Annotated in this window: 11 protein-coding genes and 1 pseudogene; 4 read left to right on the top strand and 8 right to left on the bottom strand. The window is 48.6% G+C overall.

Features of this window, described 5'->3' with window-relative positions; all coding sequences use genetic code 11:
- Nucleotides 1-4 precede the first annotated feature (4 nt).
- The 3 genes from C2R22_RS25345 to C2R22_RS25340 all read right to left on the bottom strand — a co-directional run bounded on the left by C2R22_RS25345 (nucleotide 5) and on the right by C2R22_RS25340 (nucleotide 2,538).
- On the bottom strand, nucleotides 5-826 hold the full coding sequence (locus C2R22_RS25345; RefSeq protein WP_162562600.1) for an O-methyltransferase: 822 nt from the start codon (nucleotides 824-826) through the stop codon (nucleotides 5-7).
- Between the two features lie 25 nt (nucleotides 827-851).
- A complete protein-coding gene (locus tag C2R22_RS21425) occupies nucleotides 852-1,469 on the bottom strand; it encodes an FkbM family methyltransferase (RefSeq protein ID WP_162562599.1) in 618 nt (205 codons plus the stop codon).
- Nucleotides 1,470-1,668: 199 nt separating this feature from the next.
- Entirely contained in the window at nucleotides 1,669-2,538 is an 870-nt protein-coding gene (locus C2R22_RS25340) for a hypothetical protein (RefSeq protein WP_162562598.1), read from the bottom strand.
- Nucleotides 2,539-2,825: 287 nt separating this feature from the next.
- Here C2R22_RS25340 and C2R22_RS21420 point away from each other — a divergent pair, with 287 nt between their 5' ends.
- Nucleotides 2,826-3,770, top strand: a complete 945-nt coding sequence (locus tag C2R22_RS21420) for an NAD-dependent epimerase/dehydratase family protein (protein WP_103427829.1) — start codon at nucleotides 2,826-2,828, stop codon at nucleotides 3,768-3,770.
- Nucleotides 3,771-3,803: 33 nt separating this feature from the next.
- Here the strand turns inward: C2R22_RS21420 and C2R22_RS21415 are convergent, their stop codons facing one another.
- Both C2R22_RS21415 and C2R22_RS25335 read right to left on the bottom strand, forming a co-directional pair.
- Complete coding sequence (locus C2R22_RS21415; RefSeq protein ID WP_103427828.1) at nucleotides 3,804-5,615, bottom strand: ABC transporter ATP-binding protein; 1,812 nt, start codon at nucleotides 5,613-5,615, stop codon at nucleotides 3,804-3,806.
- A 131-nt stretch (nucleotides 5,616-5,746) separates the two neighbouring features.
- Entirely contained in the window at nucleotides 5,747-7,015 is a 1,269-nt protein-coding gene (locus C2R22_RS25335; protein WP_162562597.1) for an O-antigen ligase family protein, read from the bottom strand.
- 654 nt (nucleotides 7,016-7,669) lie between these two features.
- Between C2R22_RS25335 and C2R22_RS21410 the strand changes: the two genes are divergently transcribed.
- On the top strand, nucleotides 7,670-8,137 hold the full coding sequence (locus C2R22_RS21410; RefSeq protein WP_103427827.1) for a hypothetical protein: 468 nt from the start codon (nucleotides 7,670-7,672) through the stop codon (nucleotides 8,135-8,137).
- On the top strand, nucleotides 8,138-9,088 hold the full coding sequence (locus C2R22_RS21405) for a glycosyltransferase family 2 protein (protein WP_103427826.1): 951 nt from the start codon (nucleotides 8,138-8,140) through the stop codon (nucleotides 9,086-9,088).
- A gap of 4 nt (nucleotides 9,089-9,092) precedes the next feature.
- Here C2R22_RS21405 and C2R22_RS27275 read toward each other — a convergent pair.
- A pseudogene (locus C2R22_RS27275) lies at nucleotides 9,093-10,127 on the bottom strand (glycosyltransferase); the annotation flags it as partial.
- Nucleotides 10,128-10,447: 320 nt separating this feature from the next.
- On the opposite strand from C2R22_RS27275, the gene C2R22_RS21395 reads away from it, so the two are divergent.
- Nucleotides 10,448-11,368: an LTA synthase family protein gene (locus C2R22_RS21395; protein WP_216824871.1), complete on the top strand. Its 921-nt coding sequence runs from the start codon at nucleotides 10,448-10,450 to the stop codon at nucleotides 11,366-11,368.
- Between the two features lie 89 nt (nucleotides 11,369-11,457).
- Here C2R22_RS21395 and C2R22_RS27600 read toward each other — a convergent pair whose 3' ends face one another.
- On the bottom strand, nucleotides 11,458-12,264 hold the full coding sequence (locus C2R22_RS27600; protein ID WP_103427824.1) for a glycosyltransferase: 807 nt from the start codon (nucleotides 12,262-12,264) through the stop codon (nucleotides 11,458-11,460).
- Nucleotides 12,265-12,441: 177 nt separating this feature from the next.
- The gene (locus tag C2R22_RS21385) at nucleotides 12,442-13,542 is read right to left on the bottom strand and encodes a DUF4330 family protein (RefSeq protein WP_103427823.1); all 1,101 of its coding nucleotides are present in this window, start codon (nucleotides 13,540-13,542) and stop codon (nucleotides 12,442-12,444) included.
- Nucleotides 13,543-14,166 lie beyond the last annotated feature (624 nt).

The following is a 14,166-nucleotide window of genomic DNA, read 5'->3' as shown; positions in this document are numbered from 1 at the left end:
TTTACTAAAACGGCAATCGTGCCTTGATAGCACTTTTGACGTGAGATTGCAAGTCGCACTCGTGCCACTGAAGGAACTTCCGGTAATTGTCCTCTCGTAGCGGGTCTATCGGCTGATCGCCGTTGAAGAATACCCCAAACGTCGACGCATAACTCTCTATCTCCTCACCTTTCCGTAGATAAGGTGCCCAATCGTCGCCGAGGACTTCCCAACAAGAATCGTCTAAATGACTAAACTTCTCAACAAATATTTCGTCGTCTGAGAAATATGTATAATTGAATAACAACTCTCCCAAATCGCGGTGAAGTGTATTACGATGGAGGTCGTGAACGAAGGCTGCTGCAACCTCGTCGCGTTTCAACAACTTCAGTGCCAGTTTAAGCGCTTCATCTCCCTTGGGACCGTCTATCAGAACGACTGTGGAGGGCTTTAGCACAGGTTCTACGATTTCGCGTGAATCACCGTATTTAAGCTGTACCTGTCTGTGGCCGTCGAGTTTGTCTCGAGCAATCTTGTCGTCATCAGTCCCCCTCGCTTGTTCAATACTAACGATATCAATATCATGTTCTTCGAAATACCGAGCAAGTATCTTTGTACTGTGGCCGCGAGCCCGTCCACTTTCAACGATTCTGTCAGGATTAAGGATCTCAACCACACTGATGAACAACAAGAGTTCGCTGTTAAACACGCCTTTTTCATCGTATGGCACCTCCTCGACGATTGCTGCGAGACGTGCTTCACATTCAGCAGCTTGCTTGACCAGTTTATCAACTCTCACTCTACCCTGCGCCTGACCAGATAGGATCCGAGACACGTTCGTTGACATATTTCTTGCCCTCTGTTATTATTATTTAAATTCGTTGCCCGGTTAGAACGTAGATATCGTACTCCTCGCAATCAGTACGGTAGTCTTCAGCCCCAATCTCACAGTGAGTGATTTCGTAATCTAGTTCTTCGAGAACTTTTCTAACCTCGTCGGTCGGAGCCTCGTAAATACCATGTGTTTCCACAAAAACGTACTCCGGTCGTGAAGAGAGATTTTTTAATATATCAATTTCAGACCCTTCACAATCTAGTTCTAAGACATCACAACGGGGTAACTGATCGGGTGGTACACGAGCGGGATCTCCTGCTGCAGATTTCAGATGGATCTCCGGTCCAACAATGGCATGATGAACTTCAACAATATCTGACACAGAATTGAGCGCCACTGTCTCTTTGACTCTCTTTACTTCGCGTTTGGCACCCTCAAAGACTGTTACAGACCCAGAATCACCAACCTGCTTAGCGGCAGCAACAGCAGTGACACCCCATCCCCCACCGACGATTACAACATCGTCTCCTGATGAGACATGCCGTGAGATCGCAGATATTAGCCCGGATTCAAACTGTGGTCGGTGGCCCTCTCGCCACGGTAACGATGTATCAAATAGACGTCCAGCCTTCACCGCTACACCGTTGTATTGCACGACAGCACGCGGTAAGTGTGAGGAGATATAATTATCATGGACGAAGGGAACGCCTTTGCGTACTAGAGGGATAAGTCCGTCCGAACGGAGAATTTTGAAGGCCTTCCGAACCTCAGAGGGCATGACGAACGACTTGTACTAGGTGATAATGTATCTGTCGACAATGGCTACGTACAGGTGGAGAATAGTCAAATTCTACCTACAAATCGGAAAGTAAATCACCAACCTCATCATGTCGCCCGCTCTTGAAGTGAAGGATTCTGTTCTTTGATCGATCCCATCCGTCCTCTATCCAGTTATAATTGTACTCACGCATGTCAAGGATTTTGACTCGAATGTTCTGCCCAGATACCGAAAGAACGCCCGTATTCCCGAAATTTTGATAAATATTTGGATCGATAGATTGGATGAGTTTGCTCAAGCTACTTTGTTCTCTAAGTGGGAGGTCACAGTCATGCATTCGATCAATCCACTCTGAGGTGAATGCGTGCACCTTCTCTGCGGAGCAGTTGAAAATGAGCACGCCAGCGTTCAAAACATGATAATCTCCTCGTTCACGAGCTGCTTCAATTTCTTCATGCGGTCGGAGTGTAACCCCGATATCAACTGAATCATCGGCAAGTATCGGGAGTTCGTTGATTATTACTGCATCTCCGTCTAGAAAAATAAGCTTTCTTCCCGATCCACGGGCCACACAATCCCGAATCATATATGGTTTTTGACAATAATACCACTCAGACCGCTCACGCTGTACATACGGTGCTACCCGCTCACGAAGGAATCCCCCAGCAATTGGCACGGACTCAGCCCAGCGCCACGCTGGAGAACCTGTAAGATACTCACCCAACGTAAGAACGTAGTGACGACTCATTTCTCGCCAGCCCCAAGAAATCACTTCGGTGGGACCGTATGAACGCAACTCCTCTCTTTGAGCCTCAGTGAGGCCCCAATCGTATACGTATGCTTTCCCAGTCGGGTAGATCGAGTGGAATTTTTCCACTGATTTCGAAATAGTCGCGAAGTAATCGGCGTCACCGAATGTGATGGCAGCAGGTGCATCGTCTGCCATCGTTACTTGACCCTCCATTTCACGGAGAATATCGCCCAAGTAGATTGAATATAAAGCTGAACTGCGGTGAAAAACTGTATCGGAGTCTGCATGGGCATCAGAGAGTCTTACAGGCCCCACTAAAAATGGATTACGTCAAGTCGTCAAAATGGCGCACTGGTAGTACATTGATTGAGACTAGATTCAGAGCATTCAGCTGTCTTCAAAGTCGCATTCTTAGAGTGGCGGGATAGGGAGACGAACACAAAAGCCGAAGTAATTAATGACCCGAAATTCTCTGGCGAGATATGTCTCGCAATTCAGTGCTCGTGACAGGGTCAAGCGGAACTGTCGGAACAGAGCTCGTACTTCGCTTGTTAGACTCGGGCTATGACGTCCACGGTGTCGATGTAACTGAAAATCGCTGGTCAGACCGAGTTGACGACGTCACCGAACTCGTCGACCTCCGTGATGAAGATGAGGTCATGGATCTTGAAACTGATGTTGATATGGTTGTCCACCTTAGCGCTAATGCCCGTGTTCACCAACTAGTTCGCAACCCTGAGAGAGCACGTGACAACTTCGATATGACATTTAATATGCTGGAGTTTGCTCGGCGTAACGGAGTTCAAGACTTCGTCTTTTCAAGCAGTCGAGAGGTATACGGAAACAATGGGAAGCTAATCTACGATGAAGAAGACACATATACTGATTCCTGTGAATCCCCGTATACCGCGAGTAAAATCGGTGGTGAAGCAATGGTAAAAGCGTACGAGAAATGCTACGGTATCAACACGTCGCTTCTCCGATTCTCCAATGTCTACGGTCGGTACGACAACTCAAACCGAGTCGTTCCATTATTTATTGCACAAGCTGTCGATGGCCGTGACTTAACAGTCTACGGCGCAGATAAAGTGCTGGATTTCACATATATTGACGACTGTGTTTCGGGCATCGCCGATGTGGTTGACTCCTTCGAGAAAGTTCAGGGAACTACCCTCAACATCGCTTCTGGAGAGGGAACGTCATTGCTTGAACTGGCGCGAACGGTCGTCAACGCGGTTGGAGCAAACGTGGACGTTCACGTCGAACCCAACCGAACCGGAGAAGTAAGCCGATATATTGCCGACATCTCACGTGCGAACAAGCTCGTAGGATACAGCCCGAAGTATTCATTCGCTGAAGGGATTGATGAAACAATAGAGTGGTATCTTGATCATCAGGAAGTGCTCGACGCGATTCTTGACAATTAGATTGTATGGCACCCAGCGGCGCGATCACAATTATTATGAGCTAGACTTTGACTGAACTTCATACATTTCTGCATACTTACCTTCGTTCCTGACGAGGTCGTCATGATCGCCTCTTTCCGTGATTAACCCGTCCTCTACAGTGTAGATATGGTCGGCATTCTCGATAGTCGACAAGCGGTGGGCGATCGCGATGATGGCGTAGTCACGTTCCATGGATTCAATACCGGTCTGAACCTCACGTTCCAGATTCGAATCCAAATCACTCGTCGCCTCATCCAACAGCAACAAGTCCGCATCCTTCAGCAGTGCACGTGCTAGAGCAAGTCGCTGTTTTTGCCCACCAGACAGACGGACACCTTCATCGCCCAAGATAGTATCATACCCTTCCGGGAGATCGCAAAGGAATTCATCAACTTGAGCAATCTGACAAACACGGTTTAGGTCCTCCTTTGATGCGTTTCGCTTTCCCACTGTGAGGTTATACCGAAGTGTGTCATTGAATATGAACGGATTCTGTCTCACGACAGCGATTCTTTCGCGCCATTCTTTGACATCCATCTCGTTGAGAGGAATATCGTTCGCTCGGATCTCACCACCATCTACTTCGTAGAGTCGAGCTAGAAGAGCGACAATGGTCGATTTTCCCGCTCCAGACTGGCCGACAAACGCGACGAACTCTCCTTTTGTAACCTCAAAGTCGATACCGCGCAGGACCATTTCATCATCGGCATATGAAAACGTGACGTCGTCAAACGTAACACGATTGATTTGCGAGGGAACTTCCCGTACAGGAGTATTTTTCTCTTGATTCGATTCAAGCTCTTCGATAAACTCGTTTGTGCGGATAAGGTGGGGAAGATTGTTTTCAACTTGGTAGAACTTTTGGTTTACAGCACTCACTTTCGGTCCAAGTCGGAACATTGCAATAAGGAAGAGTCCAAGCTGCCCAAAAGAGAGCTCTGCGAAAGTGAAGGCCAGATAAATCAAGACGAATATGAAGATCGCAACTGCGTAATTGTAGAAATTGTCTATTGCTGCTTCGTTCCTCCGAAGAGATATTTGAGCCGTAGTGTATTGCTCAACTGCCTCAATGAAATCGGTTCGTAATTCGTTCCCCAAACCGAATATTCGGACATCTCTAATCCCTTGAGTTCCCGCTTGTGCTGCTTCTTGGCGACGTTCGTTCGCTTTGGCGACTCGGTTTCCAATCTCGTACCCAGGCTCAATAATGAACCGTAATAGAAGTGTAATTCCACCGAGAATACAGACGGCGACGAGAGTGAGAATCGGTGCAAGAGTGAGAGCAACCACGAAATAGACCAGAGAGAGGAAGAGCAATTGTAACAGGTTTACTGCGTGAACGATGGAATTGCCAGCGTAGTATGTTTGCGTAATTAGAGCGTTAAGGATGTCATCGGACCCCTCCTCGTCGAAGTAGTCAATTTCGACTCCAAGAGTTTCTTCGAACGCCCGTATCTGTAAGTCGCGGATGTAATAGTTGCGGAGCGCCTCTCGAAGCCAAGCGACGACAAAGGTCATCGTGTATCGGATTGTCATGATGGCCGCAACTCCGAGAACGATGAACTCCAATGTAAACGGAATACCGACTATCTGATAGGCATTAATGAATACACGGAGCAGACCATCCGCATTCTGAGCTGGAGCTTCGGCCTGAATCAGTTCAATAATCGGTAGAATGAAACTGAGTCCGACTCCTTCAAGAATTGCCGCCACAATACCAAGAACGACGATCAGAGTCGTTAGTCGTGGATTGTACCGTGCGATGTCCAATAGTGCGCTGAGCTTCCGTCTTCGTGAGAGGTCGGTAGATTTTCTAGTAGACATCGGAGAATGCAGGTATCGCTTCGTGAGGCATGGGAGTTCATAATCTCGTCGGTATTCTGGGACGAATTTTCCGTCGGAGACTGGTTAGAACGTTCAACCCGTCAGCGGCTTACTCTCCGTCTCCGGTATTATTAATCTGGGACTGTAACATCTGACCCTGGAACACGGAATATGACGGCCATCGCCAGTCCGAGTACAATCCACTGGATTTGGAACGTCATTGAATCACTTGGACCGAGTCCAGCAAGGCTGAACGATAATAGTGAGCCGAGGAGTGCTAATGCCGTAGGATCCCGATAGCGGAGGTATTGTCTGAGGAGACCGTCAAGACATTTTCCGTATGCTAATAGGAACAGTATACTACCGATGAACCCGTATTCACTGATGAGGGTTACAAACCAGTTGTGTGCATTTGCCTCGACAGCGGGGGGAATGTTAATCTGGCTCCATTGTATTGGGAAATTTCCGACACCAGTTCCGACGACTGTGTTGAACAGTAAGAAGACACCTGCCTCCAGAGCTTGCCAACGGAACCATAGTGAATACGAAAACTGAGAATTAAATGGGTTTGACATTATTAAGCCGAGACCGACGAAAGCAGAGGCCCCAAGCAATGCACTGGCCGTAAACACTGGCGTCCGGAATGGTTTGGAGACTAATCGACGTAGCACGTTCCGTCCGGAGTGGAGGCCTATTAGTATTAGGCCAACGACGAGAACTGCCAGTAGTGAAGCCCGAGCATCATTCACTATCAGAATAATCGAACACGCTAAGAAGGCCACAATGCCGAGTCCTCGGCTGCTGATGCTTTCGGCCGACAGCCCTTTTGCGAAAAATAGAAACGAGACCATCGACAGAAACATACTGAAGTCGTTTTCATTAACGTACCACGCAGTACTTGTATAATAAGACACAGTTCCGTGTCGTTTGCTCACAGGGAGATGCACTCCCGTCGTGATCTCAACTACCGCAATCACGATTCCAATGAGTGCCAAGAGTTTCAGGACTGAGAGATATTTTGAGAGTACTTGTCGGCTGGAGACACTCCAATATACGAACAACCCTGTCAGAATTGATGTAACGATGAGGCTCATCTCTTTCATCGCCAACACGGTATCAGACGCCCAAAGAGAACTCACGAGTACATACATCGCGAAGAAGAGTAGCGTAAGCATGGGGCCCGGAAAATCGAGGACATACTCCGAACGAGAGATTATTAACGCAATCATTAGAATCACGTGAACAACCAAGTACAAGATGAACGGAGGAACCTCAAACGGACCAACTGCGACTCCAGCGAGTCCTACACCGAATACAGCGAGAATAATGAGAATCGCTGTAGATGTCCAGAAGAGACCAATGTCTTCCTGCAAAGCGAGGTTAGATGAGCTGTCATCCATCTTTCGGTGTCTTATACTGCGAGTGACACAGTTAAGCCTCTTGGAAAGATATCCGACGTCAGCAATCGTGGGTCAAGAAGCTATCAGAACAGCCACTTGTTCGCCAGTTTGGATCCTGAGTTCAATACGTAACTGCAAGATAACTATTTCAGATAATATAAAGCGTGGAACGGCCATGTTTCACAATAGATTCTCACTCACTGGTACTGAAACTCGGAACAACTTGGACGGTTCATGACGATACCACAGAACGATATCATACTCCTGGCGACGTATTGGAATGAGCGGCAGTGGATTGAGCCCTCGCTCGAACAGATTCGTCGAATCAACCCTGTTGAGGTGATAATCTGTGATGGCTGTTTCGATCCGAAGCGAAAGAATCGCTCAACAGATGGAACTAGAAAAATAATCGCGGATTTTGTCTCAAGTCGAGATAACGCAACTATGATTTCTGCGCAAAGACCGTGGCGGCCGAGGGGCGTATTGTCCATGCTCCGAGGACACGCCCACTCTTCGCTGCGGAATCTGTTTACTGTCCCAAGAATGAATACGACATACAAATCTGCACGGATAGCTGCCTATCGATTAAATCAAGCGTTGACTTTCACACACATGATTAGTCAGTCAACAAAGTGGGAGCCTGGGCGATGGTTCATGACTTACGATGCTGATCAGTTCTACTCCGACGAAACTATTGACAAATTTTCACTCACAACAGAGGAGACTGACTTCGGGCTTCTCACGGCCGAAGAACGAACATTTTTCACTTCATTCAGTCGGTACACTTCAGACTATGAACAGCGCACCTACAACAATATGCCACATAAGATCTTTTCTGACACAATGATTCAGCCAACCAGGGATCTCATCCTTGAAGGTGAAACCCGGACCGATCAGTCACTGGAAAGTCGCTGGACTGACCAGCGATATATTCACCATGTCGATACTGAGCCGATTGGGACCTACAACCACTACAAGATTGAGTCGTTGGACCCCGATCGATTCAAAGAAGGATACGAACTTGGCGATAGAGAGCGCCCTAATGAACATCAATATGAGATGCACGAATACAGTGAAGATCATCCGGAAACCATCGAGAGCTACTTCGAAGATGAAATATAGATGACAGAGGCGTCGTTGGAGATTTCGGTCGTCATGGGCGTATACAACGACGCTAAATATCTATCAACCGCTATCGAGAGTATTCTTGATCAGACTTTCGAGGACTTCGAGTTCTTGATTATAGACGACGGATCAACCGACAGAACACCAGAAATCATTGAACGGTATGCGAATCTAGATGACCGAGTCGAACATTTTACCAACGAGACAAACCAGGGGCTTCCAGCGACTCTAAACAGAGGGATTGAGGCGGCCAACGGCAAATACATCGCACGGATGGATGCTGATGACAGATCGCTACCGGAGCGGTTCGAGCGTCAGGTCGAGTTTCTCGAGATGAATCCCGATGTTCATGTTGTCGGCTGTGATATTCGCGTTATCGGTATGAATGGGGAGTATTTCGGTGACCGGAATTTCCCCTCTGGTGAGCGTGACCCTGATACAATGCAACAAGAAGGTCCTAGAGTTGCCCACCCATCGGTGATGATACGACGAGACTCCGTCCGTGCGTTAGACGGTTACAGACCAGCCTTCAGATACGCACAAGATCTCGACCTCTGGGTTCGGATGGCACGAGAATACGGTCCACAGTTTTTGTATGTGCTTCCAGAGCAACTGCTCGAGTATCGTATCTCACCTGAAAAATTCAGGCGTGACCAGCTTAAGAGTGTTTACGCCGCATATGCCGGTGAAATGGCCGAAGAAGACACACCGTTAGACGAACGTATTGCTCAGGCAGCCGAAAAAGTCAGTCAAGAATCCCGTCCTGCCAAAGAACGATCGATGTACCAATACATGGCCGGACGGTTACTGCTGGATCAAGGTCAAAGACTGCAGGCTGGACGTCGTTTTCTTGCTGCAGTAAGGGCTTCACCTGGCAGTATTCGTGCGTGGTACGGGTGCGGACTGCTCATGTTGCCAGCATCGCTCCGTCGACGAGTGACTGCTTAGCGTTTCAAATGAGTTTCTCAAACAGAGGGAGAACGGCATCAATAGAGAAATCCATCGCACGCGCTTGTAAGGCCGATTTCGAAGTGGGTGCAGCTAACTCAGCTCGGAGGGCTTCAGCCATAGCGTTTGCGTCACCGACAGGCGTTAGCCGACCGTATTCACCGTTGTTTAGTATTTTGACAGGACCGGTTGAACTTCGCGTGGCGACAACGGGACAGCCACACGCCATCGCTTCAACAATGACGTTCCCGAAAGCCTCAGTTGCTGAGGGCAGCGCAAATACAGAAGATTGTGACATGTATGGGAAGGGGTTTTGCAACTCACCGGCGAACACGACGTAATCATTGATACCTAGCTCATCAGCAAGCGCTTCTAAATCGGGTCGTGACCGTCCGTCACCGATGATTACCAGTGTTGCCGCCGTATTTTCGCGGAGTTGCCTGAACGCCTGGAGTAGTGTCGGGTAATCCTTCTTCGGGACAAGACGACCCACGCTGATTATAATCGGTTCGTCAAGTTGTTCAAACCATTCGTCTACCGGTAGTTCCTTTTGCCGTTTCAAATCGTCTGTGACGACCGGATTTGGAATCACGTAGACAGAGCTCTCGGACACCCTTGTATTGTTTACAATCCCGTTTTTCACCGTTTGTGAGTTCGCTACTACACAGTCGGCTCTAGGGTAGAGAAGTCCCGCGATAGCGGCCACAAACCGTTCCTTCCTACCTTCAGTCATGTACTTGTACCGTTTGACGAAGTCACCGTGCTCGGTAACAATCATATTGGTAGAGCCACCAGCGAGGCCGTTTGCAATCAAAGCAGCGACGTTTGTGTGGGTCATCGCCGAAATCATCGTTGACGGTGATACATTTCGGAGATACTGACGGAGCTGTGGAATACTCGTAGCCGTTCTACTCGCTCCTAAGTCAACAGTCCGGACCGTTTCACTCACTTCCGAAAGAAGTTCACCAGACTTTGTCACGAGCACTAGGTCCGTTGTATAACCCGCTGACGCAAATCCATTAGCCAGATTCACCACAACTCGTTGAGCCCCCCGATCTCAAGAGTCTGCACGAACAACGAAACGTCAACATCCATTATCACCTCATGACACCGCGAAATTGATTAAGCATTATGATTCATGGGCATTACAAACGAAATTATTCGAACGAAAACATTATACTGAGCAGCATCGGAACCTTGGTGAAGTGATGTATTGTCCGCAAAGAACTCTCAACAGGCCATTTCAATTCAACATCAATCACGTATATTCAGATCTGTTAGAAAAATCATTTTTAAGGTTATATACCATGCTTCACAACGAATTAACCACTCGAACTCAAGATTAAAGATCTATTACTCATGGATGCTTACAATCTATCAGGTCTAAAGCGAGCGACAAAGGAACCAGAGCTTGTTCTCCGTGAGCTTAACCAACTACTACACTCATCATTCGGACGCCACGGCAGTAATCCCGATGGCCAATCGATTTTTGAAAAGGATTGGGATAATCTTCTTATTCTTGATGCCTGTCGATATGACTTCTTTGAGCGGCAGTCTGAACTCCCCGGAGAGCTCTATTCGCGGACTACACTCGGTTCCTGCACACCTGAATTCATCGAATACAACTTCCGGGATCGTCAACTTCACGACACGGTGTACGTAACTGCGAATAGTTGGTTTCTCAAGTTAAAAGACGAAATTAACGCAGAAGTACACGATCTCATTGACCTGCTGAGTAGTCCTGAGCGAAAGTATTCTGACCCGGAACATAATATTGTATTGGCAGATACCATTACGAACGTGGCGAGGCAGGCTAACGAAAAATACCCCAATAAGCGACTAATTGTCCACTATATCCAACCACACCATCCGTTCGTAGGGCCAACGGGGAAGAAATACTTCCAAACCAACTCTTCCTCCCTTCGGGAAGTCGTCCAAAACGAACCTGCATCCACACGGGACCTGGTAATGGAAGCGTACAGTGAAAACGTCGACCATGTCCTCAAAGCCGTCGAAAACCTCCTTCCAGACTTACAGGGAAAGACGGCAGTAACTGCCGATCATGGCGAAATGCTTGGAGAGCGTCATGAGTACATCCCTATCCGTGAATATGGTCATCCAGCCGGAATCTGGAGCGAGATTCTAACCAACGTCCCATGGCACATACATACGAGCGGGATACGGAAGGAGATAATCGCCGAACAGCCTCATCGCGCAAGAGATACGTTACACGCTTACGAGGTTGATGAGCGTCTCAAGACACTCGGATATAAGATGTGATTTCAAATTTTCGGTCGGTCGAACACTGCTCCGGTTGGGAAACTCCGTCTTAAATAACGGATCTGGAACCGGTTAGGAGAACATAACCATCACCGGGCGAACCTCTGATAGACTCTCTCACGGAGTTTCGGTGGTAACAGCCGCGGTGGACCGCGAAGACTGAGATGTCGTATCATATCACGTCGAGATGAAATACCCAGTTTTCGAAGTTCCTGTGCCATCCGGACCTCAGCACGCACATAGTCTAAACCGCCTCTACGGTCGTTGAGACCACAGATCTTTGCGTGGACTAACACCCGATCCAAGTTTCGGAATCGAAGTCCAGCAGCGAGACATCGGGCCCACAAATCCCAGTCCTCCATCATCGGAAAAGTACGATACCCTCCCACGTCAAGAACGGCTTCGCGATCAAACATCACTGTGGGATGGTTCATTGGACACCGCCACGGCATCCACCCAGCAATTTCATCATGTGTCACTGGCACCTTACGTATCCGCTCTGGCCGCTCAGGGTCGTCACGAAATTCCGCAAGGTGAGACCCAACAATATCAGCTCCTGTTTCTCTGAGGACGACAAGCTGATCAGCAAATCGCTCGGGTTTCGCTATATCATCAGCGTCCATTCGTGCAACAAATGGTTTGGAGCACTTTTCGAGACCAGATTCAAGTACACCACCTAATCCCCGGGCACCAGGAATGTGTTCGTGGCGACTATTTGAGTTCATGGCAACTATATTGTTAATCGCAGTCTCAACATCATCTGTGAGCGGCTGATTCGTTACTAAGACGATCTCGTCGGGAGGCGAGGTTTGTTCAGTAACACTTCGATGAGCTCGCCGTAACCCATCTGTATCACTTGTGGCAGCTACTGGAAGTAGTACAGAGAGATTGCTCACGGTTGATTTGCCTCACACCATCTCATTTTTGGAGAGTAATAATCAAGCGACTGTATGGGCTCAAACAAACCCGTGTGATTAGTTCCTACACGGTAGTGGAGTGAATTCAATGTCCAGCTTTGGTTGTAAACTGACCTCCCACTGCCCATACCGTATCGGACGGATACCGCTTCCCAGCTAGGCACTAACATTGACAACGGATGCTTCGATACTAATCGTCCCGAGGTCGAAAACGACGGTACTGCCCTGACGTAACGACTGGCCCTTGAATCTAACACCGTTTCTCGTCTCCTGCATTCGTAGCTCCATAGTAATCACCACATCTCGGTTGACAGGATGCTCGGCGACGTTCACCGACCCGTTGTCCGCGGTCAAGATCATGGGTGAAGGTCTTATTTCCACGTCAGTCACCCGTGCAGTAGTCAAGTCACCGTTCTGCTCAGTCATCCCTGGCTGAATTGCACTGGCCCGTTCTTCCCGAATATCGCTCATCTGAACTTTTACTGTTCGAGTGGTAACTGATTCAAGTGGTTGCGAAGTCCCTACACGCTGAATTGGGCCCGAGAAGGTGTACTCGCCGGTGTCAAGCATAATTGCTGTGCCCTGCTGAATCGGGGTCGTCCCGAATTGTTGTTGCCCATTCAATGCGAGGGTCTGCAAGGACACCCCGACCACGAGACGCGTTTGATCGGGGTCTTGTGTAGCAAATTTATTTACGTTCTCAATAGTTGCGACAGTTCGTCCACCGAGTCGCACTTGATCTCCCGCCGTCACCTCACGAGCCTCCGCAGTTCCCATTACACTCTCCAGCACCACAGCTGAATCCTCGCGTACAAGGGACTCATTCTGCCCAACTGACTGGATCTGTCCACTCACTTGATATCGGTCGGTCGTGACCTCGAGCGTTCGGCCAAGCCGTGGGGGTGCATCGCTATACGAAATGCTGTCACCACTTACAGGGGCCTGTAGTGCTGCACGAGCGATAATACGGGTACCGTTACCCTGTGACGCAAAGTAAACATCAGTCAGCGTGAGCTGGCTGTTTCCGCCTGCAGAGTAGGTATCTCCAGTATTGATTTCCGAGGCGATGAATGCCGGTTGAGTGCCAAAATCAAGCGTAACGTGAGTCGTCCCAAGAGTTGGCTCCTCATCAGCGTTATCCTCACCAAACACGAGTGTAACGCCGCCTATGATGACCGCAAGAATGAATATAATTACGAATGCGTCAACAATGTTGACGACTCCAAGTAGATTGCCATCCTCATCAAGTATCTCCATCAGCCACCACCCAACATAGTGAACGTTACGCAGACCCAATTGTGGAACACGCAAAACCGTTCCGGAACAGAGTTACTGCCTGTTCGGCTCATGACGGGTGTAAATCAAGTGGGGGAAATTGGTTGATACGGTTAGATATTCAGCTAAACAGCCTCATCTGTCTAATCTGTCAAAAATCACTCCGGTCCACGTTATAAAAATAAATGAGTCACTCTGAGCGGTGTTCCTTATCGGGAGTCCCAGAATCCGAGGGTGGAAAAAGTACTCGCGTGATTAACTGACCGGCTCGCGTCTCGGCCGCCTGTTCCACCCCAGTCATTACTCGCTTGAGACCACGGCTAAGTGCTGATCGCCTCCAGTAGGGAGTAAGGCGGTTAACAATTTGATTAGTCAGTCTAAGCATAGGCCCGGCGGTCCATGTCTCGTAAAGGTCGATGACAACGACCTCGCGCCCAGGCTCTGTTGCTAGCCACCGATAGAGGTACGAGCGTCGAATGATGTGTCCAAGTTGAACACTCGAATCTTGTATCAGTGAGACGAATCGACTCTCACTCACGCTGGAGAGTAGTGCTCCGACGGCCGACTTGTGTGCAGCAATACGCACCCGCGTCCCCAACTCAGACA

This window comes from Salinigranum rubrum, from assembly GCF_002906575.1.
GTDB lineage: Archaea > Halobacteriota > Halobacteria > Halobacteriales > Haloferacaceae > Salinigranum > Salinigranum rubrum.
Note: the sequence above shows the minus strand (reverse complement) of the source record. Positions and strands in the feature narration are given on the sequence as shown.

Bases quoted from the DNA above. Each gene is read 5' to 3' on its own strand.
- C2R22_RS25345 (WP_162562600.1), bottom strand. From the start codon at position 826: ATGTCAACGAACGTGTCTCGGATCCTATCTGGTCAGGCGCAGGGTAGA.
- C2R22_RS25340 (WP_162562598.1), bottom strand. From the start codon at position 2,538: ATGGCAGACGATGCACCTGCTGCCATCACATTCGGTGACGCCGATTAC.
- C2R22_RS21420 (WP_103427829.1), top strand. From the start codon at position 2,826: ATGTCTCGCAATTCAGTGCTCGTGACAGGGTCAAGCGGAACTGTCGGA.
- C2R22_RS21415 (WP_103427828.1), bottom strand. From the start codon at position 5,615: ATGTCTACTAGAAAATCTACCGACCTCTCACGAAGACGGAAGCTCAGC.
- C2R22_RS25335 (WP_162562597.1), bottom strand. From the start codon at position 7,015: ATGGATGACAGCTCATCTAACCTCGCTTTGCAGGAAGACATTGGTCTC.
- C2R22_RS21410 (WP_103427827.1), top strand. From the start codon at position 7,670: ATGACTTACGATGCTGATCAGTTCTACTCCGACGAAACTATTGACAAA.
- C2R22_RS21405 (WP_103427826.1), top strand. From the start codon at position 8,138: ATGACAGAGGCGTCGTTGGAGATTTCGGTCGTCATGGGCGTATACAAC.
- C2R22_RS21395 (WP_216824871.1), top strand. From the start codon at position 10,448: ATGGATGCTTACAATCTATCAGGTCTAAAGCGAGCGACAAAGGAACCA.
- C2R22_RS21385 (WP_103427823.1), bottom strand. From the start codon at position 13,542: ATGGAGATACTTGATGAGGATGGCAATCTACTTGGAGTCGTCAACATT.